The following is a 22,887-nucleotide window of genomic DNA, read 5'->3' as shown; positions in this document are numbered from 1 at the left end:
CACAAACTATACGTTCCTTGCGTATAGTTTCAATTGGGTGGATTCTGATTGTTTAGTGTGCACAAGCCTTAGCGGCCGGAATCAACCCACCAACGGCGCATGACGCGCCATCAACGCATCCACCCAGCCCATGAACGCCCGCAGCTTGGCGCTGACATGCCGGTTGGGCGGAAACACCAGATACATCGGCATGGGGGTGAGGTGCCAATCGGCAAACAGCGGTACCAGTTCACCGCGCGCCACGTGCGGCTCGCCCATGTAGTGCGGCAACCAGACCACGCCCATCCCGGCCACGCCGGCCGCCAGGTAGGCATTGCCGTCATCCAGCGCCACCACATAGCGCGCCCTCACGTTGAAGGTTTCGTCGTCACGCTGCAGCGTGAGCGGCCGGAGCTTGCCGCTAAGCGTGCTCAGAAAACCAACGACGCGGTGGCGCGGGTCTTCCAGCTCGCTGGGGTGCAGGGGCGTGCCGGCCTGTTCCAGATAGCCCGGTGCCGCATACACGCCAAGCTGCAACGCGCCCACGCGGCGGGCCTGTAGGGAAGAGTCGGCAAGGTCGCCGCCGCGCAGTACGCAATCGACGTTGTCGCCAATCACGTCGACCATGCGGTCGCTCGCGCCAATGTGAAGTTGGATGTCGGGATACCGCGCGTGGAATTCGGGCAAGGCGGGCGCGAGGATCAACCTTGCAAACGGGGTGGGCACATCCACACGCAGGCGCCCGCGCGGGGCGGCGGATGCGGTGGACAGGCTGGTGTCGGCGTCTTCAAGGTCGGCCAGCAGGCGCACGGCGCGCTCGTAGTAGGCAGCGCCATCGGCGGTGACATTGACCTGGCGCGTGGTGCGGTTCAGCAGCTTCACGCGCAAGCGGGCCTCCAACTGCTGGACGAGTTGGGTGACGGTGGTCTTGCTGATCTCCAGCGTCTGCGCAGCCTTGGTAAAGCTGCCGGCCTCCACCACACGGACGAAGGCCTGCAGTGCATCGAAACGGTCCACGTCGGCTCCTGACTCGGAAGATTGTTTGGCAACGGCAAACAGTGATTGTAGGCATGGGTGGTTTATTCGCGGGGTGCGAATGCATACAGTGCCCTGGCTGCGCAGCCCATTAGCCCAACCCTTTTTACCCAGCAAGGAAGCGATTCATGTCTGCACGCGATGTTGTGTTTCCGGCCGCGCGCCAAGCGCTGTATGAGCAAAACCGCTATTCACCGGCCATCCGCTCCAACGGTTTTCTGTTTGTGTCGGGCCAGGTCGGCAGCCGGCCGGATGGCTCGCCCGAGCCCGATCTGCAGAAGCAGGTGCGGCTGGCTTTCGACAACCTGAATGCGATCCTGTCCGCCGCCGGTTGCACGTTCCAAGACGTGATCGATGTGACGGTTTTTATCGTGAACCCCGAAACGCAGTTCGAGCCGATCTGGAAGGTGGTCGGGGAGCATTGGGGCGAGGCGCCCTACCCCACGCTCACAGGCATTGGCGTGACGTGGCTGTACGGCTTCCAGTTCGAGATCAAGGTGATTGCCAAGCTGCCCGAGCCGGCATGACGCGGGCGCCAAACCTACGAGAATCAGTACCCGGCGCACCCGTAGGAATGTGAGAGAGTGCAAGCCACGGCAATCGCAACGGCAATGGTATCCACGTCACATCAGGGGCGCGCGCAACCTGTGGAATGCCTCGACCGCACATGCCGGCGCCCGCCCCTTGAGGAGACATGCATGGTCAGCAAGAACACGATCTGTCTGTGGTACGACCGCGATGCGCTGGACGCGGCCAACTTCTACGCCAAGACCTTCCCAGACAGCAAGGTCACCGCCGTGCACCGCGCGCCGGGCGACTACCCCGCCGGCCAGGAGGGCGACGTGCTGACGGTGGAGTTCACCGTGGCGGGCATTCCGTGCCTGGGGTTGAACGGCGGCCCGCAGTTCAAGCACAGCGAGGCGTTCTCGTTCCAGATTGCCACGGACGACCAGGCCGAGACCGATCGGCTGTGGAACGCCATCGTCAGCAACGGCGGGCAGGAAAGCGCCTGCGGCTGGTGCAAGGACAAGTGGGGCCTGTCGTGGCAGATCACGCCGCGCGCGCTCACCGCGGCCTTTACCGACCCGGACCGCGCAGCGGCCAAGCGCGCCTTCGACGCCATGATGACGATGCGCAAGATTGACATCGCCACGATTGAGGCGGCGCGGCGGGGGTGACGTTGCCGGGTGCCGAAGGCCGTGCAGGGACACTGCGCGGCGCCTCTCCGGCTCGGGTTTCCTACGCCGCCGGGCGCGGCACCGCCGCACGAAACCGATGCGCCAGCGTGTGATAGAACGACGGCGTCAACGCCTTGGAAACCTGGCTGGACAACAACGCCACGGCCATGAGCGGCAAGACCATCTCGTGGCCGTCGATCATCTCCATCACGATCACAAACGATGTGATGGGCGACTGCGTAACCGCCGCCAGGTAGCCGACCATGCAGAGCGCCGCCAGACTCGGCAGCGGGATCGCCGATGTCACGAGCGACATGACGTTGCCCAGCCCCGCCCCAATCGCCAGCGACGGCGCGAAGATGCCGCCCGGAATGCCGGACAGGTACGACGCAATGAGCGCCCCGAACTTGAGCACCGCATAGAACGGTGAAAGGGCTTGATGCGTTTCGAGCAGGCCCCGCGCTTCGGCATAACCGCTGCCGAACGTGGTGCCGCCTGACACCAGGCCAATCAGCGCGATGACGACACCGCACAGGAAGGCAAACCAGACCGGCTGCCTTTGCCGGATGTCCACCAGCCGCGCAGGCATCCAGCGGGGTATGTTGAGCAACAGCCAGCAGAACACGCCGCCCACCACGCCGCAGAGGGCGCTGGCGCCAATCACCACGGGCACCAACGCCAGATGAAACTGCCCGATCGCCTGGATGCGCCCGAAATACAGGTAGTTGCCTTGCAGGCCCAGCGCGACCACGCCAGAAAAAATAATGGCGGTGATGAGCGTGCCGCTGTTGCGCGCCACAAAACTGCGCGTCAGCTCTTCAATGGCAAACACGACACCCGCCAGCGGCGTATTGAACGCAGCCGCAAGCCCGGCCGCTGCTCCGGCCAGTGCAAGTTGCCGCTCGATGTGCTGGCTGCTTCGGCGATAGCCCCGCCGCATGGCGTACATGAGCGAGGCGCCGATCTGCACCGTGGGGCCTTCTCGCCCGATCGTGAAGCCACACAGGATGCCCAGAAACGAGACGACGATCTTGCCCAACATGATCCGCAGCGAAAGCAGCGAACTGGATAGCCGCCCATCTTCCAACGCCGCAATGACTTGCGGAATGCCACTGCCCTCGGCACCGCGAAAGAACCGGCGCGTCAGCCAGATGGCGAGTGCCGCACCCAGGGGGGTGATGACGATGGGCAGCCAGAACGCGTGCGAGACGATGCCGCGAAACAGCTCGAACCCAAGATCGATGACCTTTGCATAAGCGACGGACACCAGACCCACCAGAACGGCACCGAGCCAGAAGATGCCGTAGTTTGCCCAGAGTCTCCTGGCCCGACGCACGGATTGATCTGCGATGTGGAGAGGAGAAAACATGGGGCTGAAGGGGGGATTTGGGGGAAGCGGAGATTATAGGACCGGGGTTGAGCCAGCCTTCGGCGGGGTGACTACGAACGTCCGCCAAACCCGCGCATTCCGGCCTGCGGCTGCGGCGCATCCACACAGGTGCGCGTGATAGAGTCGACCGCCCTCCCTTCCCTCACCGCGTAGCCCTATGTCGACATTCGCGCTGGTTCCCAAACAAACGGCGTTGTTGGTCATGCACTACCAGACCGACATCATGGCGTTGTTTCCGTCGGTCGCGCCCACGCTGCTCGCCAACACCCGCACGCTGTGCGACGCGGCGCGGGCAAAGGGCATCAGCGTCTACTTTGCGAAGTTCCACTTCAGCCCCGGCTATCCGGAAGTCAGCCCGTTGAACAAGAACGGGCAAGGCGTCAAGCAACTGGGGCTGTTCGTTGAAGACCGCATATCACCGGAACTCGGCCCGCAGCCCGATGAGCCGATCATCATCGCGCACCGCGCCAGCGTGTTCTACGGCACCGATCTGCAGGTGCGGTTATCCGCCAAGGGCATCGACACGTTGATCATGGTGGGGGTGGCATCAACGGGCGTGATGCTGTCGTCCATTGCACATGCGAGCGATGCGGACTACCGCCTGTTCACCGTGAAGGACTGCTGCTACGACCCGGACCCGGTCGTGCACGACCATCTGTTTGCCACGGCGTTTGAGTCGCGCACGACGGTGCTGTCGCTGGCCGATGCGCTATCGATGCTGGAGTAAATGGCGAAGGGCGGTCGGCGCGCTCAGGCGCTGACCACCTTGTTCTTGCCGGCCCGCTTGGCCTGATACATGCCACGGTCGGCGCGATGGATGGCCGCCATGGGCGGTTCGTCCTTGCCGACTTCCGCCACGCCGGCAGAGAAGGTGATGAACAGGCGCGTGTCGCCCGAGGCAAAGAACCGCTGCGTGAGCGCGCGCTGCAGGCGAACGATGGTCTGCACGCCTTCTTCCAGCGGCGTGTCGGGCATCAGGATCACGAATTCCTCGCCGCCAAAGCGGGCAAGCGTGTCTTGCGGGCGCATCGATTCGCGGGCCACCTGGGCCAGGTGCGACAGCGCATCGTCGCCAAAGCCATGGCCATGCGTGTCGTTGATCGACTTGAAGTCGTCGATGTCCAGAAAGGCGATGGAGAGCGCGCTGTTCTGGCGCGCCGCGCGGGCGACTTCGCGTTCCAGCGCTTCTTCCAGCCCCTTGCGGTTGAGCGCGCCCGTCAGCAGGTCGTGACGCGCCGACGCCGATGCCATGTCGAGCGCCTTGCGCAGGTGCGCCACTTCGGCAGCCGCCTCTTCGGCCTTGACCTTCATTGCCGACAGCACATCGCGATTGCGCGCCGACTCCAGCGACATCCAGCGCGTGGCCGACAGCGCGTCTTGAATAGCCGGGGCGATGTCGGCGATGCTGTTGGCCGATTCGATCTTCTTGGCGCAGGCTTCCATCTGGCGGTGATGCTCGCCGGAGGTTTCGGCGGCGGCCGACAGGCGCTCCATGAAGGCCGCCAGCAGCCGCTTCATTTCCTCCTGGGCTTCGAGCGACTTGCTCTTCAGGGAGCTTTGCTTCTGGATCACCTCCATGAGGCGACGCCGCAGGTCATCCAGCCGGCGCAGGCTCACGGGCGCTTCGCTGGCCTTCATCAAAACTTCGATCTGGCCGCGCAGCCAGCGGTCGTCCAATGACAGCTCGGCGATGTTTTCGAACACCAGTTGCAGCAGACTCAGCAACGCCCGGCGGATCTCGCTCTGGTCTTCCGCCGCCAGCGACAACCGGTGGTTGAACGTGGAGAGCTTGCTGTTCAGGCTGCCGAGGCCTTCAAATTCGGACCGGCAGGCCCGGATCAACGCCCAGGCGGCGGGGCCGACGCTGGCGTCGTCTTCGCCGAGCACCGGCAGGCAGCATTCGACCGTGCGCGCCAGCTGCTCGCGCAACTCACGCACGAGCGCCGCCCGCTCGGCATCCTGTGCGTCTGCGTCGGGCTTGCCGCCAGCGATTTCGTAATAGATCGAGGCGAAGTTGTCTGGCGTGGGCGCCAACCTGCGTGAGGCCAGCAGCTTGAGGGCGTGCCGGGCGGTCTCCGAGGGATTGTTTTCTGTCATTCCGAACTACAGGTTGGCGAGCGGGGTTGGAGCGCGATTTTCCACGGTTCCGGGCCGACCGGAAAGCCGTCCGAAGGGTTATGTGGGCATTGCGCTGCAGGGTTGACGCCCGCCAAATTGGGTGTTGCGGCAAGCATCTGCCCGAAGAGCCCGATCCTGTTTGAAATGACCGTTCGAAAAGGCCTTTTGTGGGCCTTGTGCGTGTCGCCGTGTCCGGGCAATGCGCCGCACGGCCGTCGCTATCAAAGCGCCTGGATATGCCGGAAAAATCCGGGGGATTGGCCCCGCCCGCCATAAAACCGGATGACACCCGATACGTCGCCGTACTGCTGTACCAGGTCTTCCGTCGCGGCACGAATGCGCCGCACCCGGGATACGTTCTTCAGGAAGCAATCCACCACCGCAGGGTCGAAGTAGCGGCCGCTCTGGTCTGCCAGTGCCTGGAGTGCGTTGTCTTCCGGCATGCCGGGGCGGTAAACGCGCGGCTCCAGCATGGCGTCGAATGCGTCGGCCACGGCGACGATGCGCGCGGCAAGCGGAACACCTTCCCCCGCAAGGCCATCCGGATAGCCGCTGCCGTCGAAATGCTCGTGATGATGGCGCGCAACGCTGGCTGCCATTTGCAGCAGCGGATCGGCTGTCCCGGCAAGCAGGTCGGCGCCGATATTCGAGTGCCGCTGCATGATCTCGTGCTCTGCGTCGGTCAGCGAGGCGGGCTTGAACAGCACGTCGTCGGGAATGCCCAGCTTGCCGATGTCATGCACAGGCGCCACCAGGTAGATGCGCTCCTGCTCGGCGTCGTCCAGTTCCAAAACGTTTGCCAGGTAGGCCGCAAGGGCCGCTGTCCGGACGAGGTGCCCAAGCGCCGAGGGATAACGCGATGCGCCAGCAAGCGTCAGGCTGGCGAGCATGATGTGGGGGCGGTTTTGTTGTGCCATGGTGTTGACCTTCTTGGTCGCGCGCCTGTCGGCACGCAGTGAGGCTCGATGGAGGACTGCACGATAGTCATCACGCCGGTCGACCGCAACCGCCCGCGGCGCTCATGTTTGATCTACCCCATCTGCAACCGCCGCCACAACGTCGTCTTGCTGATTCCCAAGGCTGCGCAGACGGCATCCCGATCGCCGCCGTGGGCTGCCAGCGCTGCGCGGATCTCTTCCGCCTCAACACCCCGGCTGCGCTCGCGCAGCGTCTGGGCTGCCGGTTTGCCGGCCGTGGCGTGGGCAAACACTTCGGGTGCAATCAACCGCAGCACATCTTGCGTGATGGTGTCGGTGTCATCGGTGTAAGCCAGCTCCACGGCAATCCGTTCAACCACGCTCTGTAGTTCGCGCACGTTGCCGGCCCAGGTGTAACGCCGCAGCGGCCCGGCAATGTCGGCCAGCACGCGGGCGGCGTCTTCGGTGTCGGCAATGCGCAGCAGCAAACGTGGCTCGCGGCGCGCCGCCTGCACGAGCAGTTCCGCGGCCAGGGGCATCACGTCGTCAGGCCGTTCGCGCAGGGGGGGCAGCGCAATGCTGAGGATGTTGAGGCGGTAGTACAGATCTGCGCGGAAGGTGCCGGCTTCCACCGCATCCGTCAGCGCGCGGTGCGTGGCGGCCACCACGCGGATATCGACGCGCGTGGGCTCGGTGGAGCCCAGCCGCACCACCTCGCGCTCCTGCAACACGCGCAGCAGGCGGCTTTGCAGCGGCAGCGGCATCTCGCCGATTTCATCGAGGAACAGCGTGCCGCGGTGCGCCGCTTCAATCAGCCCGGTCTTGCCGCCCTTGCGCGCACCGGTGAAAGCGCCCTCTTCGTAGCCGAACAGTTCGCTTTCCAGCAGCGCTTCGGGAAACGCGCCGCAGTTGATGGCGACGAATGGAAAATCGCGCCGCGCGCTGAGCTGATGCATCCCCTGCGCGACCATCTCCTTGCCCGTGCCCGATTCACCCAGCACGAGCACGGTGGCGTCGGATCTGGCATAGCGGCGGACCAGCGTACGCACACGCTCCATCGGCAGCGATTCGCCCACCAGGTCTTCCAGACGGTAGCGCGCGCTGAACTGCTGCGGGCGCTGGCGTGAGCGCAGCGTGCGGTCCAGCCGCTCCACCGCGCGGGATTCCTGGAAGGTGAAGACCGTGCCTTCAGCGGCGCCCGCGCCAGCGCTCGCCAGCGGGCCGCGGTGGATGACGTAGTTCACGCCCTGCACGGTGCCCAGCGTGTCGCCATCGCTATCGGGCAGCAAGCCCAGCAGGTTGGGGGCGATGCTGAGCAGCGGTTGCCCGATGGCCTGCTTGGCCTCGATACCCAACGCCGTAGCCAGCCGCTGGTTGATGGCTTCTACGCGGCCCTGCGCATCCAGTGCGACCACACCGTCGCGCAGGTGCTGCAGCAGGTTGTCAAGCCGCTGGCGGCGCAGCGTTTCGCGGCGCGTGGCCTGTACGACTTCCAGCGCGGTATCGAACGCAGCCCGCACCGAATCGCGCGAATACAGGAACACGGCGTTCATGCCGGCCTGCGTTGCCAGGTCCGTCACCAGGCCGGGGCCGACCACCACGCCCACGCCGCGGTCGCGCAGGTCCAACACGCAGCTCTCCGCACCCTGGCGCGAGGTGTACGAGGCAAACACCACGTCCATGCCATAGGCGGCGACAAAGCGGCGCACCTCCTCGGGCGTGTCGCCATGGGTGACGAGCGCCACCGATTCCGCATCGCGGCGGGCGCGGGCCAGCGCGTGCATCACGTCAAAACCCGTCGGGTTGATAACGACCACGGGCAACGACAGACGCGGCTTCAGATAGGCGCCGTTGGAGCCGCCCGCCACCACCACGTCGGGTCGGTCGGTGCCGGCGGCGTCGATCTCGCGCACGATGTCTTCAAAGCCGCGTGTGATGACGCGCAGCTCGGCGCGGTCGTTGTACTCGGCGGCAATGTCGAGGAATAGATCGCTCAGGCGGCTGATGCCGCAGGCCCAGATGCGGGGGCGGTCGGTCAGGTCGGTTGCAGTGGGGCTCATGGTGCGGCGCGGCAGGGAACAACAGCAGTCCGGGCATTATGCGCCGCGCGTTTCCATATTGAAATCGCAAGTTTCATTTCTGAAATCGAGTGCGCGCGGGCGGCAACGTCACACCCATACAAATCAACGGGTTACGTCGGCCTGCAAGGGTGGCCCGCTTCCTGCTCTCCTAGGCCGTTCTTTCTGGAGCCACACATGAGCACAACGCAACGACACCCCACCAGCGCCGGCGCCAAATTCCGTGCTGCGGTGGCTGAATCTCAACCGCTGCAAGTGGTGGGCGCCATCACTGCCTACGCCGCCAAGATGGCCGAGCAGACCGGCTTCAAGGCCGTGTACCTGTCGGGCGGCGGCGTGGCGGCCAACTCGCTGGGCATTCCGGACCTGGGCATCAGCACGATGGAAGACGTGCTGATCGACGCCCGCCGCATCACCGACGCCGTGCAGATCCCGCTGATGGTCGACATCGACACGGGCTGGGGCGGCGCCTTCAACATCGCCCGCACCATCCGCTCGTTCATCAAGGCCGGTGTGGCCGCGGTGCATCTGGAAGACCAGGTCGGCCAGAAGCGTTGCGGCCATCGCCCGGGCAAGGAAGTCGTTTCCACCGATGAAATGGTCGACCGCGTAAAGGCCGCCGTGGACGCCCGCACCGATGACGACTTCGTCATCATGGCCCGCACCGACGCAGCCGCCTCCGAAGGCATCGACGCCGCCATCGAGCGCGCCGTCGCCTACGTGGAAGCGGGCGCCGACATGATCTTTCCGGAAGCCATGAAGACGCTGGACGACTACCGCCGCTTCAAGGCCGCCGTGAAGGTGCCCATCCTCGCCAACCTGACGGAGTTTGGCAGCACGCCGCTCTTTACCACCGACGAGCTGCGTAGCGCCAACGTCGACATCGCGCTGTACTGCTGCGGCGCCTACCGCGCCATGAACGCAGCGGCGCTCAACTTCTATCAAACGGTGATGCGTGACGGCACGCAGAAGGCGGCCGTGGAAACCATGCAGTCGCGCGCCGATCTGTATCAATATCTCGGCTACCACGCGTACGAAGACAAGCTCGACGCGCTGTTTGCCGCACAGAAATAACGCCTCCGCATCCAAACCAATTCAACGCATCCAAGGAGACCACACCATGAGCGAAGCCGATAACAGCACGCCGAACGCAGGCGCCTTCAAGCCGAAAAAATCCGTGGCCCTGTCGGGCGTGACGGCCGGCAACACCGCGCTGTGTACCGTTGGCCGCACCGGCAATGACCTGCACTACCGCGGCTACGACATCCTCGACCTGGCCGGCGCGTGCGAGTTTGAAGAAGTCGCCCACCTGCTGGTGCACGGCAAGCTGCCGAACAAGGCCGAGCTGGCTGCCTACAAGGCCAAGCTGAAGGCCCTGCGCGGCCTGCCCGCCAATGTGAAGGCCGCCCTGGAATGGGTGCCCGCCTCCGCGCACCCGATGGACGTGATGCGCACCGGCGTGTCGGTGCTGGGCACGGTGCTGCCCGAAAAGGACGACCACGCCACCCCCGGCGCACGCGACATCGCCGACCGCCTGATGGCCTCGCTCGGCTCGATGCTGCTGTATTGGTATCACTACAGCCACAACGGCAAGCGCATCGAAGTCGAAACGGACGACGACTCCATCGGCGGCCACTTCCTGCACCTGCTGCACGGCGTGGAGCCGCCCAAGTCGTGGGTCGATGCCATGCACGTCTCGCTCAACCTGTATGCCGAGCACGAATTCAACGCATCGACGTTTACCGGCCGCGTGATTGCCGGCACGGGCTCGGACATCTACTCCGCCATCACCGGCGCGATCGGCGCACTGCGCGGCCCGAAGCACGGCGGCGCCAATGAAGTCGCCTTCGAGATCCAGAAGCGCTACGACACCCCGGACGAGGCCGAAGCCGACATCCGCCGCCGCGTGGAAGCCAAGGAAGTCGTGATCGGTTTCGGCCACCCGGTGTACACCGTGTCCGACCCGCGCAACAAGGTCATCAAGGAAGTGGCGCGCAAGCTGTCGAAGGAAGCCGGCAACACCAAGATGTTCGACATTGCCGAGCGCCTGGAAACCGTGATGTGGGACATCAAGAAGATGTTCCCCAACCTGGACTGGTTCAGCGCCGTGTCGTACCACATGATGGGCGTACCGACCGCGATGTTCACCCCGCTGTTCGTGATCGCACGGACGTCCGGCTGGGCCGCGCACATCATCGAGCAACGCATCGACAACAAGATCATCCGCCCGAGCGCCAACTACACCGGCCCGGATGACCTGAAGTTCGTACCGATCGGCAAGCGCCCGTAAGAAGTAGGAAAGAAGAAAGGAACGTCAACACAAACCCACCGACGGTGTGGCCGTTGACGTTCCTGCCCTAGATGGCGCCTTGAATTTCTGTAAGCGGGCGGAAAAAAGAAGGAGGCTTGTTTGAGCGAAGCGAGTTTGCCTCCTTCTCCGCACGGTTACATAAATTCAAGGGGAAGTCGCCATCTCGGGCGCGCCTTTCTTTGCTTACTTTCTTTGGCAAGACAAAGAAAGTGAGTCAGCCCCGGCAGGGGATGAAACAAGGGATGTACCACTACCATGAACACCACCCACCGCAAACCGCTCCCCGGCACAAAGCTCGATTACTTCGACGCACGTGAGGCTGTGGAAGCCATCCAACCGGGCGCCTACGACAAGCTCCCCTACACCTCCCGCGTCCTCGCCGAGAATTTGGTACGCCGCTGCGATCCAGCCACCCTCACCGACTCGCTCAAGCAACTCATCGAACGCAAGCGCGACCTGGATTTCCCCTGGTTCCCAGCGCGCGTGGTGTGCCACGACATCCTGGGCCAGACCGCGCTGGTCGACCTCGCCGGCCTGCGCGACGCCATTGCCGACCAGGGCGGCGACCCCGCCAAGGTCAACCCTGTCGTGCCGGTGCAGCTGATCGTCGACCACTCGCTGGCCGTGGAATGCGGCGGCTTCGACCCCGATGCCTTCGCCAAGAACCGCGCCATTGAAGACCGCCGCAACGAAGACCGCTTCCACTTCATCGACTGGACCAAGCTCGCGTTCAAGAACGTCGACGTGATCCCGGCGGGCAACGGCATCATGCACCAGATCAACCTGGAGAAAATGTCGCCCGTTGTCCAGGCGCACGACGGCGTGGCCTACCCCGACACCTGCGTCGGCACCGACAGCCACACGCCGCATGTCGACGCACTCGGCGTGATCGCCATCGGCGTGGGCGGCCTGGAAGCCGAAAACGTGATGCTCGGCCGCGCCTCGTGGATGCGCCTGCCGGACATCGTCGGCGTGGAACTGACCGGCCAGCGCCAGCCCGGCATCACCGCCACCGACATCGTGCTGGCGCTGACCGAATTCCTGCGCAAGCAGAAGGTGGTGGGCGCCTACCTCGAGTTTTACGGCGAAGGTGCATCCAAGCTGACGCTGGGCGACCGCGCCACCATTTCGAACATGGCCCCCGAGTACGGCGCCACCGCGGCAATGTTCTCGATTGACGACAACACGCTCGACTACCTGCGCCTGACCGGCCGCAGCGACGAGCAGGTCAAGCTGGTCGAGACGTATGCCAAGACCGCCGGCCTGTGGTCCGACACGCTCAAGCACGCCGAATACGAACGCGTGCTGCGCTTCGACCTGTCCAGCGTGGTGCGCAACATGGCCGGCCCGTCCAACCCGCACGCACGTGTGGCAACAACCGACCTGGCCGCCAAGGGCATCGCCGCCAAGTGGGAAGAAACGCCGGGCCAGATGCCCGATGGTGCGGTCATCATCGCGGCCATCACGAGCTGCACGAACACCAGCAACCCGCGCAACGTGATTGCCGCGGCGCTGCTGGCACGCAATGCCAACCGCCTGGGGTTGACCCGCAAGCCGTGGGTGAAAAGCTCGCTGGCGCCGGGCTCCAAGGCCGTTGAGCTGTATCTGGAAGAAGCCGGCCTCAAGCACGAACTGGAAAAGCTCGGTTTCGGCATCGTCGCGTTTGCCTGCACCACCTGCAACGGCATGAGCGGCGCGCTGGACCCGAAGATCCAGCAAGAGATCATCGACCGCGACCTGTACGCCACGGCCGTGCTGTCGGGCAACCGCAACTTTGACGGCCGCATCCACCCGTATGCCAAGCAGGCGTTCCTCGCATCGCCGCCACTGGTGGTGGCCTATGCGATTGCGGGCACCGTGCGTTTCGATATCGAGCGCGACAGCTTCGGCACCGATGCCAACGGCAAGCCGATCCTGCTGAAAGACCTGTGGCCGACCGACGAAGAAATCGATGCCATCGTGCGTGCATCGGTCAAGCCCGAGCAGTTCCGCAAGGTGTACATCCCGATGTTCGAGCAGCGCAGCGCGTCGGTTGCCAACGTGAGCCCGCTGTACGACTGGCGCCCGCAGAGCACGTACATCCGCCGCCCGCCCTATTGGGAAGGCGCGCTGGCCGGCGAGCGCACGCTCAAGGGCCTGCGCCCGCTGGCGGTGCTGGGGGACAACATCACGACCGATCACCTCTCGCCGTCCAACGCCATCCTGGCCAGCAGTGCCGCCGGTGAATATCTCGCCAAGATGGGCCTGCCGGAAGAGGACTTCAACTCGTACGCCACGCACCGCGGCGATCACTTGACCGCGCAGCGCGCGACGTTTGCCAACCCGACGCTCATCAACGAGATGGCTGTGGTGGACGGCGTGGTGAAGAAGGGATCGCTGGCGCGCATCGAGCCGGAAGGCAAGGTCACGCGCATGTGGGAAGCGATCGAAACCTACATGGACCGGAAACAACCGCTGATCGTGATTGCCGGCGCCGACTACGGCCAGGGCAGCTCGCGCGACTGGGCCGCCAAGGGCGTGCGCCTGGCCGGCGTTGAGGCCATCGTGGCCGAAGGCTTCGAGCGCATTCACCGCACGAACCTGATCGGCATGGGCGTGCTGCCGCTGGAGTTCAAGCCGGGCACCACGCGCCTCACGCTCGGCATTGACGGCACCGAAACCTTTGACGTGATCGGCGAGCGCAAACCGCGCACCGACCTCACGCTCGTCATCCACCGCAAGAACGGCGAACGCGTGGAAGTGCCCGTCACGTGCCGCCTGGACAGCGACGAGGAAGTATCGATCTACGAAGCCGGCGGTGTGCTGCAGCGCTTTGCGCAGGACTTTTTGGAATCGAACAAGGAAGCAGCATGAGCCACCCCGCGCAAGTGAAGATTCCCGCCACCTACATGCGTGGCGGCACCAGCAAAGGCGTGTTCTTCCGTCTGCAGGACTTGCCGCCGGCCGCGCAACAGCCCGGCGCTGCGCGTGACGCGTTGCTCATGCGCGTGATCGGCAGCCCCGACCCGTATGGCAAGCAGATCGACGGCATGGGCGGCGCCACGTCGAGCACCAGCAAGACGGTCATCCTCGCCAAGAGCACGCGCCCCGACCATGACGTGGATTACCTCTTCGGCCAGGTCTCCATCGACAAGCCGTTTGTCGACTGGTCGGGCAACTGCGGCAACCTCTCTGCGGCGGTCGGGCCGTTCGCCATCAGCAATGGGCTGGTCGATGCGAGCCGGGTGCCGCAAGACGGTGTCGCCATCATCCGCATCTGGCAGGCCAACATCGGCAAGACCATCATTGCGCACGTGCCCATCACCAACGGCGCGGTGCAGGAGACGGGCGACTTTGAACTGGACGGCGTGACCTTTCCGGCGGCGGAAGTGCAGCTCGAATTTCTGGACCCGGCTGCCGAAGAGGAAGGCGACGGCGGCGGCGCGATGTTCCCCACCGGCAACCTCGTCGACGACCTGGAGGTGCCCGGCGTGGGCACGCTCAAGGCGACGATGATCAACGCGGGCATCCCGACGATCTTCATCAACGCAGAGGCCATCGGCTACACCGGCACCGAGCTGCAGGACGCCATCAACGGCGATGCGAAGGCGCTGGCGATGTTCGAGACCATCCGCGCGCACGGCGCGGTGCGCATGGGCCTGATCAAGAGCATTGAAGAAGCCGCCACGCGGCAGCACACGCCGAAGGTGGCGTTCGTCGCGCCGCCGAAGGACTACGTGGCATCCAGCGGCAAGAAGGTCGGCGCAGGCGATGTGGACTTGCTGGTGCGCGCGCTCTCGATGGGCAAGCTGCACCACGCGATGATGGGCACGGCAGCGGTCGCCATCGGCACGGCGGCGGCCATTCCGGGCACGCTGGTCAACCTGGCAGCGGGCGGTGGAGAACGTGGCGCGGTGCGCTTCGGGCATCCGTCCGGCACGCTGCGCGTGGGCGCGGAGGCCAAGCGCGTGGACGGCGAATGGACGGTCACCAAGGCCATCATGAGCCGCAGCGCGCGCGTGTTGATGGAAGGCTGGGTGCGCGTGCCGGGCTGAAACGGCGGACCGCACATGCAAAGCAAAACCGCCGCATCCGGCTGAGGGCTGGATGCGGCGGTTTCTTTTTTTCTCTCGGAATCAGCTTGCGCCGGTGTTCTTCATGCCGAGCACCTCGATCGGCGCGATCTCGGGCGGTGAGGCCAGCAACTCGGCCGCATTTGCCATGAGCGCCTTGGCAATCGGGCCGTCGAGATGTGCCTGGCGATCCTGCTCGCTGGCAAAGGCATCGAAGATGCCGAAGACATTGGGCGCAATGCGCAGCGCAAACCAGATGGGTGTGGTTGCTTCCTGGTTGGCCATTTGCAGACCCGCCGAAAGAAAATCGGCGACGGCCTGTTCCTTGCCCGGTTTGGCAATCAGCCGGGCAAACAATGCGTGCTGGATCATTGAAGTCTCCTGATACGCGCGGGGGGCTGCGCGGTCAGGCTTACTGTATGCGCAAAGCGGCAGGCCGCGTCATACGAACACGCGTACGCGCCGTTCCGCACGCAGCGGAAACGGCTCGAAGACGGGCCAGGCGCACAGGCCGGCCCGCCGTGTTGCCTGCGCTCAGTGGTGCAACGCGCCGCCCACCGTGGTCAGTGCGCCACCCACCGCACCCGTGACAGGCGCCAGCGGCGTCGCAGCCCCAGTGGACGTGAGCGACGTGCCGACGGTGGTGACAAGCGAGCCGACCGGCGCAGTCGCACCCCCGGCCGTCGTGCCGCCGCCGGCTGCACCGCCCAGGGCGCCCGTCACGCTCCCCAGCGGATTGCTGCCGCCGCCCACGCTTCCCACGCCGCCGAGCGCACCGGTAATCGGTGCCAGCGGGTTGGCCGACGTTGCGCCGCCCGGCGTGGAGGTCACGCCGCCCAACGCAGCCACCGTGTTGCCCGTGGCCGTAACCACACCGCCCAAACCGGAGACGACCGGCGCGTTGGTCGCCGTCAATGACGTACCGACATTCGCCACGCCGCCGCCCACCGTCTGCAGCAGATTGGTTGCCGGAGCGCCCAGGCCCGTCGCGTTACCCAGCGTCTGCGTGGCGGTCGTCACCTGCGAGGTGAGCGGCACCACGGTCGAACTGAGCTGCTGCGTGACCTGTTCCACCGGCCCGGTCGACAAGGCCGTGCCGAGCGTGCCGCCCGCGCCGGCCACCGCCTGCCCCACCTGCGAAACCGCACCGCCGACCGGTGCCGTGACCGGCGACAGCGGCTGCAGCGGTCCGGTGCCGAGACTGCTGACGAGGCCGCCCGTGGCATCGACGGTGTTGCCCACTTGCGTCACCACGTTGCCGGTGCTCGATACCGTCGTTCCGATCGGGTTCGGGTTGGTACCGATGCTGCCCAGGCCCGACTGCACGCCGGTGCCCAGCGCCGACACCGTCTTGCCTGCGTTGTCGACCACGTTGCCCAACCCCGATGCCCCGGGCAGATTGCTGCCGCCGATGGTCGAACCGAGCCCGCTGACCGCACCGCCCGTGGCCGTCAGCACGCCGCCGCCCTTGTTGGCCACGTCGCCGGTGGGTGTGGTCGATGCGGTGGTCGTCGTGCCGCCCGAGCCGTTGGAACCTGAGCCGCCACCGTTATTGGCCGAACTGCCGCCGCTGCCGGTGGTGCCGCTCATGTCGCCCGAGCCGGAGCTGGCGCAACCGCCCAGCACAAGCAGCCCGGCCAAGGCCGCCGAAACCAGGGTCCCTCGTTGAATTGTCTTCATGTCTGTCTCCCGTTTCAAATATGCGCTTGATAATGCGCCGCCCCGCCCGACTCGGTGTTTTATCGGTGCATTTCCGGATTAAATGGATAGCACGTTGAAATTAAGTCTATTCACCGATGCCGTGTCAATTGCAAACATTGTCAAACGCCGGAAACCCGCGTCATTACAACGATTTACGTCAGAAGATGACCACCGGGATGCAGTCCTCCCGGTGCGCAAACGTTCGCGCGCTTTCGTAATGCGCAGATTATGTTTGGAGGTCGCGCTCTAAATTACCCAAAATGAGTTAAATCCCAGCCTTACGTTATCGGGCAGCCGTTCGCAAAAATGGCAAGCGCGGCATTGAAAGCCCCTGGGTGCGCTGCGGCACGGTCGCATCAAAGTGATGGCGTTCGATGACGATGCCGCGTGCGGGCGCTGCCTCGATGAAGTGCTCGACCATCTCGCGCACGTCAGGGTCGATGTAATCCGCGCGGGCGGCGTCGACGATGAGCGTGGCGTGATCGGGCACCTGGGCCAGATAGCGCTTGAGCGGCACCTTACCCATGAACGACACATCCTTGCGGAATGTCAGCAGGAAGTGGTCGTGATGGCGCGCCATGACAATCGTGCGGCGCAGGTTGGCGCGAATCGCCAGCGCGATGCTCAGCGCAATGCCGATCACGATGCCGATCAGCAAGTCCGTCAGCAGCACGCCGACGATGGTGGCAATGAACGGCCCAAAGCGGTCCCAGCCCTGCCGCGCCACCGCCACGAAGAGCGACGGCTTGGCCAGCTTGTAGCCGGTGAAGATGAGGATGGTGGCCAGGCACGCCAGCGGAATCAGGTTGACGATGGCGGTCAGCGCAAACACGCTCGCCAGCAGCAGCGCGCCATGCACGACGGCCGACCAGCGGCTCTGCGCGCCGGCGTGCACGTTGGCGGAACTGCGCACGATGACGGACGTGATAGGGAGCCCGCCCAGCAGGCCGGCCACCAGGTTGCCCACGCCTTGCGCCTTCAGCTCGCGGTCCGGCGACGCGGCCCGCTTCTTCGGGTCGATCTGCTCAACGGCTTCCAGGCACAGCAGCGTCTCCAGACTGGCCACGATGGCCAGCGCCACGGCCACGCGCCAGACATCCGGATTACCCAGCGCCCCGAGCGTGGGCGACTCCAGCGCATCGAGAAACGCCCCGAACGACGCGAGCGACGGCAGATCGACACGATGTTCGGCCGGCACTGCGATGCCCGGCGCCACGCCTTCCAGGAGCAATGTCACGCCAATGCCTAGTGCCACCACGACGAGCGGCGAAGGCAGTGCGCGGACCACTGTGAAACGCCGCAGCATCGGAGTGTCCCAACCGATGAGCACGGCTGCCGACAACAGCGTCACCAAGAGTGCGGCCACGGACATCGGCCCCACCGGCGTGGCGACCATGCCCGCACCGGCCGCGCTGACCGCGCCGTCGGCCCCTGCCAGCCCAAGCGCGAGCGGCACCTGCTTGATGATCAGCAGCAGCCCGATCGCCGCCAGCATGCCCTTGATGACCGACGACGGCACATACGCCGCAAAGCGCCCGGCGCGCAGCATGCCGAACACAAACTGCAGCGCGCCCGCCAGCGCCACGGCCACCAGAAACGCCGAAAAGCCGCCCAGCTTGGCAATGCCATCCACGACGATCACGACGAGGCCAGCAGCCGGGCCGCTCACGCTCAGCTGCGAGCCGCTGAACAACGCCACCACCAGGCCGCCGATCATGCCGGAAAGCAGCCCCGCGAGCGGGTCGACGCCCGACGCATTGGCAATGCCCAGGCACAGCGGCAGGGCGACAAAGAACACGATGAGCCCGGCGAGCATGTCGCGCGGGAAGAAAGCCGGTGAAGTTGGTGTCTGCATGGTCATTGGAGATGTATGCACTGCGCACGCGCGAACGCCTGCCTGCGGGCGGGGGCACCGCCGGCATGCGTGAGGAGAGAAAACGTCGGGAAACGGCGGCGGCCGGAAGGGCTACCGCCGATTGGGTTAAGCGATGGCCTCGGCGGGCATCAGGATGTCGCCGCGGGGGGCATGTTCCGCATCGGGGTCGCCCGAAGCCAGTACGCGGATATGCCCGTCGGCCAGACCGAAGATCCAGCCGTGCACGCGCGGCGGTCGCTCGGCCTCGCGCACGATGGGGCTCTCGCGCAGACAGCGCACCTGTTCGAGCACGTTGAGTTCGGCCAAGCGATTGACGCGCGCGTCCAGATCGGGAACGGCATCGAGTTCTGCACGGTGGTGACCCGCCAGCGCACACAGCGGCGCAATGCGGCGCGCCACGTGCGGCAGTCCGTCGGGCGGCGGCAGCAGCGATGCACGGACGCCGCCGCAGCCGTCATGCCCGCATACGATCACGTGCGCGACCTTCAGCACCCGCACCGCATATTCCAGCACGCTCATCGTGTTGTCGTCCGCCGGGCAAACGAGATTGGCGATATTGCGATGAACGAATAAATCGCCCGGATTGGAATAGGTAATGGTTTCAGCGGGCACGCGGCTATCTGCGCAGCCGATCCATAACACTTGCGGTTGCTGGCCTTGGGCCAAACGCGAAAAGAATTCAGGGTCGCGCGCAGCGGTTTCATGCGCCCACGCGACATTCTCGACAAGCATGCGTTTCGGTCGATGCATTGGTATGGCTCCTGCGGAATCTGCGAAGCCGCTGCAAGCCGGAAACCCAGTCGGGGTTGGCGTTTTCGGCAACGTTGCAGTGCAGCGGAAACGTTACGAAAACCATCGTATGAGAAAGGTTCCCGCAGTGCCAGTGCGGGCATCCACGTTAAACCGGATCGAATATGCACCGATAATGCGCATGCCCTGCATAATTGTGGCGCACCGATTATCTTCAATCGGGAAAGTGCGTGCAGTTATTGCACGGGCCGAGTTATCTATCCGAAATATTTAAACTAGGGACCGGAAAATATTCCATCACAGGTGAATGACCGCACGCTCGATAAACCGCCGAGGCGCCCGCTTTTGGGGCACGTTCTTTAAGCCGATTAACAGCTTGGGCGTTCAGCTCAGGCGAACTTGCGCAACGGCTTCGCGCCATTGCGTGAAGCGGCGGGCACGCGCCTGTGCGTCGCCGTCGTCGCGGCCGTAACGCAGGGCGACGTAGCCGGCGGCGGCATTGCGCAATGCCTGCGCCGCTTGCGGAAACTGCGCGGCAGCGCGCTCGGCGTAGGCCATCGGGCCCTCCGCCGGCCCACGCGTGCAGCCATGCCGCGCCAGCCGATCACACAGGCGCTGCCACTGGGCCTGCACGGGGTCCGGCTTGGGCTTGCGCTGCTGCCACAGAAGCGGCAGCGCAGCGAGCAGGAAGAGGCCTGACACGCCCCACAGCACCGCGCGGGGGTCCGCTGCGTCCAGCCCCAGCCAGGCGAACAGGCGTGCCTGGCGGTTGCGGTCGTAGCCGAGCACCCAGCTGTTCCAGCCGCTGACAAGGCCATCCAGCCCCCAGCGCACGCTGCGCAGCCAGCTGGGTTCTTCGGCACGGCGCGAACGGAATTCACTGGCAGGCACCGCGGCGGCCAGGCCGCGTTCAACGCGTTGCGGCGCGACGGCTGCAGTCGGGTCTACACGCACCCAGCCGCGCCCGTCGAGCCACACCTCGGCCCAGGCATGCGCATCGGACTGGCGCACGATGATGTCGCCGCTGACGGCATTCACCTCGCCGCCGAGATAGCCCACCACCACACGCGCCGGCACGCCCGCCGCGCGCATCAAGAAGACGAAGCTGCCCGCGTAGTGCTCGCAGAAGCCGCGGTGCGTGCGGAAGAGGAAATCGTCGATCTGCTGATCCCGCAGCGGCTCGGGTTCAAGCGTGTAGGCAAACGGAGCGCGACCGAACAGCTTGAGCGCGGCCGATACGCGCTCGGCCGGCGGCAGCTCTGCCCATTGCGCCGCCAGTGCGCGCGCCTGAGGGTTGCCCGCCGGCAATGCCAGCGCCATCTGCTGCGTCAGCGGGTCAAGCGCGGCCGCGTCTTCCGCGCGATTGCGCCCGGGCAGCCGCGAGCGCGCGTGATAGCGCACGCGCTGGTCGAGCGGTTGCGTGCTGATGAACTCGCCGTCGACGCTGCGGCCGGTGCCGTCGCGTGCCTCGATCGACTGGCCGCGATCGAGCGCAAACAGCCAGCGCTGGCGCGTCGGTTCGAGCGTGATGTTGTAGTCGAACACGCCCGGCGCACCGCGGATTGCGTCCGCAGAATTGGGTACGCTTTCCGGCGCGGGACGCTGCCGCATCGACGCAGCCGTCCACGTCTGGCCATCGAAACGCCACAGCACCATGCCGCGCCAGTAGAGCGTGTCGACCGGTGGCGGCGCACCGACAAAATCAACGCGGAAGGCCAGATCGTCCGAGAGGATCAACTGGCCGACGGAGCCGGGCGCCATGCGGTCGGACAGGCCGCTGACGGCGGTGTCGGCCGTTTGCGGCAGGCGCCATAGCGGATGATCGAGCCGCGGAAACAACAGGAACAGCACCGCCGCGCACGGCAAACCCATGAGCACCAGGCGTGCCAGCACGCGCGCCGGCGAGACCCGCGCACGCGCCTGCGGATGCAGCAGCAACAGCCAGTTGCGCAACAGCAGCGCCACGGTCCCCAGCATGGTCGCGGCCAGCCACGGCGGCTGGTCGAACAGCACTTGCGAGAGCAGCAGGAAACAGCACAGCTGCGTAACCAACACACCGTTGCGCACCGTGTGCGATTCCATCAGCTTGAGCACGAGAAACGCGCCCAGCAGCGCCACCGACAAGTCCCGCCCGATGTTCCCGCCGGTACGCATGGCGAGCGCCAGCGTCACGACAAGCGTGGCCACGCCCGTCAGCCCCAACACCCACTTGCCGGGCAACGGCGCACGCCGCACCCACAACAGCGCGCGCCAGAGCAGCAGCACGCCGAACACGGCACACGTGACAAGCGGCAGCGCACGCAGCAGCGGCGCGAGCACGACGGCAAGCTGCGCAATCAGCCAGCCGTGTTCGCGATGAGTCAGCGCGCGGGCGGAGCCGAAGGCGGCTGCTTCGGTGCCGATGGTGGCAGTGGTCGTCATGCGGCTTCGCCTTCCGGCATCGCAGGCTTGCCCCACAACGCCAATGCACGCAGACACGCATCCCGATGCGCAGCACCCCGCGCCGGGCCCATGACAACGCCTGGCAGGCTCAGCGTGTATTCGGGCTCATCGCCGGCGGGCGCGTGCTCGGCGGCCAGCACCCAGGCACACAGCCGCGACAGGCGTTGTTCCACGTTCATCGACGGCGGCAGCGCCTCCCAGGCGAGCACGCATTGCGCGTGACGCACTTGCTGGCCGGTGCGGCTCATCCAGGTGTCCAGCCGTGCGCTGTGTTTCCACGCAATGCTGCGCAGTGCGTCGCCGGGGCGATAGGTGCGCAACTGGTCTGCAGCTTCTTCGACATGGGTGCGCGCGGCGCGCGTGTCGTCTTCGTCGCCAGGGTCGGGCGCAAAGCTCGCGGGCAGCGGCGGTGCTGACGGTTCCGGCGCGGGATAGACGAGCACGGTCAGCGGCGCATCCGCATAGCTCCACGCGCGAAACAGGCCGAGCGGAAAACGCGTCGACACCGTCAGGCGCGGCAGCTTGAACCAGCCGCGCGGCTGATCGGCGAAAGACAGCGCGGCCACGATGGCGTCCTGCGCGTCGAGCGAGGTTTCCACGGCAGCGGCTTGCGCGGCGCTCACATCCACCCCCACGCGCGCCCACGGGGTGACGTTGGCCAACGCCACACCCACATTCAATGCATGCCCGGCAAACACGGCTTCGCCCGCCGCGCCGCGCACTTCCAGATCGACGAGGTTGCGATGCGTCTGCCACATGGCGGACGCCGCCACGCCGGCCAGCACGAAGGTCAGCAGAAAGCCCAGGCTCACGTTGTAGTTGAGCGACGTGAGCAGCATCACGACCAGCAACAGCGCAAAGCCGCCGCCGGCCGCGGTGGGGAGGATGTAGACGTGATTGCGGTCCAGGCGGATGCGGCCTTCGCGTGGCGTGCGCGGCCGCTGCAGAAAGCGTTGCACGCGCGCCCGCACAAAGCTGATGCCGGGCAGCATCGCCAGGCCCGTACCGAGCAGACGCAACGGCGCGAGCAGCAGAGAACGCAATCGCGCCATGGCGCAGC

Annotated in this window: 18 protein-coding genes; 7 read left to right on the top strand and 11 right to left on the bottom strand. The window is 65.6% G+C overall.

Translation table 11 applies throughout. The features are described from left to right. Positions 1-81 precede the first annotated feature (81 nt). Entirely contained in the window at positions 82-996 is a 915-nt protein-coding gene (locus R2676_RS04620; protein WP_206273952.1) for a LysR family transcriptional regulator, read from the bottom strand. A gap of 146 nt (positions 997-1,142) precedes the next feature. Between R2676_RS04620 and R2676_RS04615 the strand changes: the two genes are divergently transcribed. Next, positions 1,143-1,541 (top strand): RidA family protein, encoded by a 399-nt coding sequence (locus R2676_RS04615; protein ID WP_027679525.1) that lies wholly within the window; start codon positions 1,143-1,145, stop codon positions 1,539-1,541. Positions 1,542-1,712: 171 nt separating this feature from the next. Further along, on the top strand, positions 1,713-2,192 hold the full coding sequence (locus R2676_RS04610; RefSeq protein WP_206273951.1) for a VOC family protein: 480 nt from the start codon (positions 1,713-1,715) through the stop codon (positions 2,190-2,192). A 61-nt stretch (positions 2,193-2,253) separates the two neighbouring features. Here R2676_RS04610 and R2676_RS04605 read toward each other — a convergent pair whose 3' ends face one another. Further along, a complete protein-coding gene (locus R2676_RS04605; protein WP_206273950.1) occupies positions 2,254-3,561 on the bottom strand; it encodes a chloride channel protein in 1,308 nt (435 codons plus the stop codon). A 178-nt stretch (positions 3,562-3,739) separates the two neighbouring features. On the opposite strand from R2676_RS04605, the gene R2676_RS04600 reads away from it, so the two are divergent. Continuing rightward, on the top strand, positions 3,740-4,309 hold the full coding sequence (locus tag R2676_RS04600) for a cysteine hydrolase family protein (RefSeq protein ID WP_206273949.1): 570 nt from the start codon (positions 3,740-3,742) through the stop codon (positions 4,307-4,309). Positions 4,310-4,332: 23 nt separating this feature from the next. Here the strand turns inward: R2676_RS04600 and R2676_RS04595 are convergent, their stop codons facing one another. The 3 genes from R2676_RS04595 to prpR form a co-directional block, all read right to left on the bottom strand. Further along, on the bottom strand, positions 4,333-5,679 hold the full coding sequence (locus R2676_RS04595) for a GGDEF domain-containing protein (RefSeq protein ID WP_206273948.1): 1,347 nt from the start codon (positions 5,677-5,679) through the stop codon (positions 4,333-4,335). A gap of 242 nt (positions 5,680-5,921) precedes the next feature. After that, the gene (locus R2676_RS04590; protein WP_316856889.1) at positions 5,922-6,590 is read right to left on the bottom strand and encodes an HD-GYP domain-containing protein; all 669 of its coding nucleotides are present in this window, start codon (positions 6,588-6,590) and stop codon (positions 5,922-5,924) included. A 140-nt stretch (positions 6,591-6,730) separates the two neighbouring features. Next, positions 6,731-8,677: a propionate catabolism operon regulatory protein PrpR gene (gene prpR / locus R2676_RS04585; RefSeq protein ID WP_206273946.1), complete on the bottom strand. Its 1,947-nt coding sequence runs from the start codon at positions 8,675-8,677 to the stop codon at positions 6,731-6,733. Positions 8,678-8,872: 195 nt separating this feature from the next. Here prpR and prpB point away from each other — a divergent pair, with 195 nt between their 5' ends. The 4 genes from prpB (at position 8,873) to prpF (ending at position 15,040) form a co-directional block, all read left to right on the top strand. Further along, on the top strand, positions 8,873-9,769 hold the full coding sequence (prpB, locus tag R2676_RS04580) for a methylisocitrate lyase (protein ID WP_027679535.1): 897 nt from the start codon (positions 8,873-8,875) through the stop codon (positions 9,767-9,769). A 46-nt stretch (positions 9,770-9,815) separates the two neighbouring features. Further along, positions 9,816-10,985, top strand: a complete 1,170-nt coding sequence (prpC, locus tag R2676_RS04575) for a bifunctional 2-methylcitrate synthase/citrate synthase (RefSeq protein ID WP_065859522.1) — start codon at positions 9,816-9,818, stop codon at positions 10,983-10,985. A 276-nt stretch (positions 10,986-11,261) separates the two neighbouring features. Next, entirely contained in the window at positions 11,262-13,859 is a 2,598-nt protein-coding gene (acnD, locus tag R2676_RS04570) for a Fe/S-dependent 2-methylisocitrate dehydratase AcnD (protein ID WP_206273945.1), read from the top strand. Next, positions 13,856-15,040, top strand: coding sequence for a 2-methylaconitate cis-trans isomerase PrpF (prpF, locus tag R2676_RS04565; RefSeq protein WP_206273944.1), 1,185 nt, complete (start codon positions 13,856-13,858; stop codon positions 15,038-15,040). Before acnD ends, prpF begins: the two co-directional genes overlap by 4 nt. Before the next feature lie 81 nt (positions 15,041-15,121). Here prpF and R2676_RS04560 read toward each other — a convergent pair whose 3' ends face one another. The 6 genes from R2676_RS04560 to R2676_RS04535 form a co-directional block, all read right to left on the bottom strand. Continuing rightward, positions 15,122-15,430 (bottom strand): putative quinol monooxygenase, encoded by a 309-nt coding sequence (locus R2676_RS04560; RefSeq protein ID WP_027679539.1) that lies wholly within the window; start codon positions 15,428-15,430, stop codon positions 15,122-15,124. Between the two features lie 162 nt (positions 15,431-15,592). Continuing rightward, positions 15,593-16,738, bottom strand: a complete 1,146-nt coding sequence (locus R2676_RS04555) for a collagen-like triple helix repeat-containing protein (protein ID WP_206273943.1) — start codon at positions 16,736-16,738, stop codon at positions 15,593-15,595. Between the two features lie 304 nt (positions 16,739-17,042). Continuing rightward, a complete protein-coding gene (locus R2676_RS04550) occupies positions 17,043-18,614 on the bottom strand; it encodes a SulP family inorganic anion transporter (protein WP_206274002.1) in 1,572 nt (523 codons plus the stop codon). Between the two features lie 126 nt (positions 18,615-18,740). Next, positions 18,741-19,385: a carbonic anhydrase gene (locus tag R2676_RS04545; protein ID WP_206273942.1), complete on the bottom strand. Its 645-nt coding sequence runs from the start codon at positions 19,383-19,385 to the stop codon at positions 18,741-18,743. A gap of 384 nt (positions 19,386-19,769) precedes the next feature. Beyond that, complete coding sequence (locus tag R2676_RS04540; RefSeq protein WP_206273941.1) at positions 19,770-21,806, bottom strand: transglutaminase TgpA family protein; 2,037 nt, start codon at positions 21,804-21,806, stop codon at positions 19,770-19,772. After that, complete coding sequence (locus R2676_RS04535; protein ID WP_206273940.1) at positions 21,803-22,879, bottom strand: DUF58 domain-containing protein; 1,077 nt, start codon at positions 22,877-22,879, stop codon at positions 21,803-21,805. Before R2676_RS04535 ends, R2676_RS04540 begins: the two co-directional genes overlap by 4 nt. Positions 22,880-22,887 lie beyond the last annotated feature (8 nt).

The sequence above is a fragment of the Ralstonia flatus genome (assembly GCF_958439105.1).
In the GTDB taxonomy this organism is placed as follows: Bacteria; Pseudomonadota; Gammaproteobacteria; order Burkholderiales; family Burkholderiaceae; genus Ralstonia; species Ralstonia flatus.
This window is presented reverse-complemented; position numbering and strand designations above follow the sequence as displayed.

Coding starts and splice junctions, on each gene's coding strand:
- R2676_RS04615 (WP_027679525.1), top strand. CDS start 1,143: ATGTCTGCACGCGATGTTGTGTTTCCGGCCGCGCGCCAAGCGCTGTAT.
- R2676_RS04610 (WP_206273951.1), top strand. CDS start 1,713: ATGGTCAGCAAGAACACGATCTGTCTGTGGTACGACCGCGATGCGCTG.
- R2676_RS04605 (WP_206273950.1), bottom strand. CDS start 3,561: ATGTTTTCTCCTCTCCACATCGCAGATCAATCCGTGCGTCGGGCCAGG.
- R2676_RS04600 (WP_206273949.1), top strand. CDS start 3,740: ATGTCGACATTCGCGCTGGTTCCCAAACAAACGGCGTTGTTGGTCATG.
- R2676_RS04595 (WP_206273948.1), bottom strand. CDS start 5,679: ATGACAGAAAACAATCCCTCGGAGACCGCCCGGCACGCCCTCAAGCTG.
- R2676_RS04590 (WP_316856889.1), bottom strand. CDS start 6,590: ATGCTCGCCAGCCTGACGCTTGCTGGCGCATCGCGTTATCCCTCGGCG.
- prpR (WP_206273946.1), bottom strand. CDS start 8,677: ATGAGCCCCACTGCAACCGACCTGACCGACCGCCCCCGCATCTGGGCC.
- prpB (WP_027679535.1), top strand. CDS start 8,873: ATGAGCACAACGCAACGACACCCCACCAGCGCCGGCGCCAAATTCCGT.
- prpC (WP_065859522.1), top strand. CDS start 9,816: ATGAGCGAAGCCGATAACAGCACGCCGAACGCAGGCGCCTTCAAGCCG.
- acnD (WP_206273945.1), top strand. CDS start 11,262: ATGAACACCACCCACCGCAAACCGCTCCCCGGCACAAAGCTCGATTAC.
- prpF (WP_206273944.1), top strand. CDS start 13,856: ATGAGCCACCCCGCGCAAGTGAAGATTCCCGCCACCTACATGCGTGGC.
- R2676_RS04560 (WP_027679539.1), bottom strand. CDS start 15,430: ATGATCCAGCACGCATTGTTTGCCCGGCTGATTGCCAAACCGGGCAAG.
- R2676_RS04555 (WP_206273943.1), bottom strand. CDS start 16,738: ATGAAGACAATTCAACGAGGGACCCTGGTTTCGGCGGCCTTGGCCGGG.
- R2676_RS04550 (WP_206274002.1), bottom strand. CDS start 18,614: ATGCAGACACCAACTTCACCGGCTTTCTTCCCGCGCGACATGCTCGCC.
- R2676_RS04545 (WP_206273942.1), bottom strand. CDS start 19,385: ATGCATCGACCGAAACGCATGCTTGTCGAGAATGTCGCGTGGGCGCAT.
- R2676_RS04540 (WP_206273941.1), bottom strand. CDS start 21,806: ATGACGACCACTGCCACCATCGGCACCGAAGCAGCCGCCTTCGGCTCC.
- R2676_RS04535 (WP_206273940.1), bottom strand. CDS start 22,879: ATGGCGCGATTGCGTTCTCTGCTGCTCGCGCCGTTGCGTCTGCTCGGT.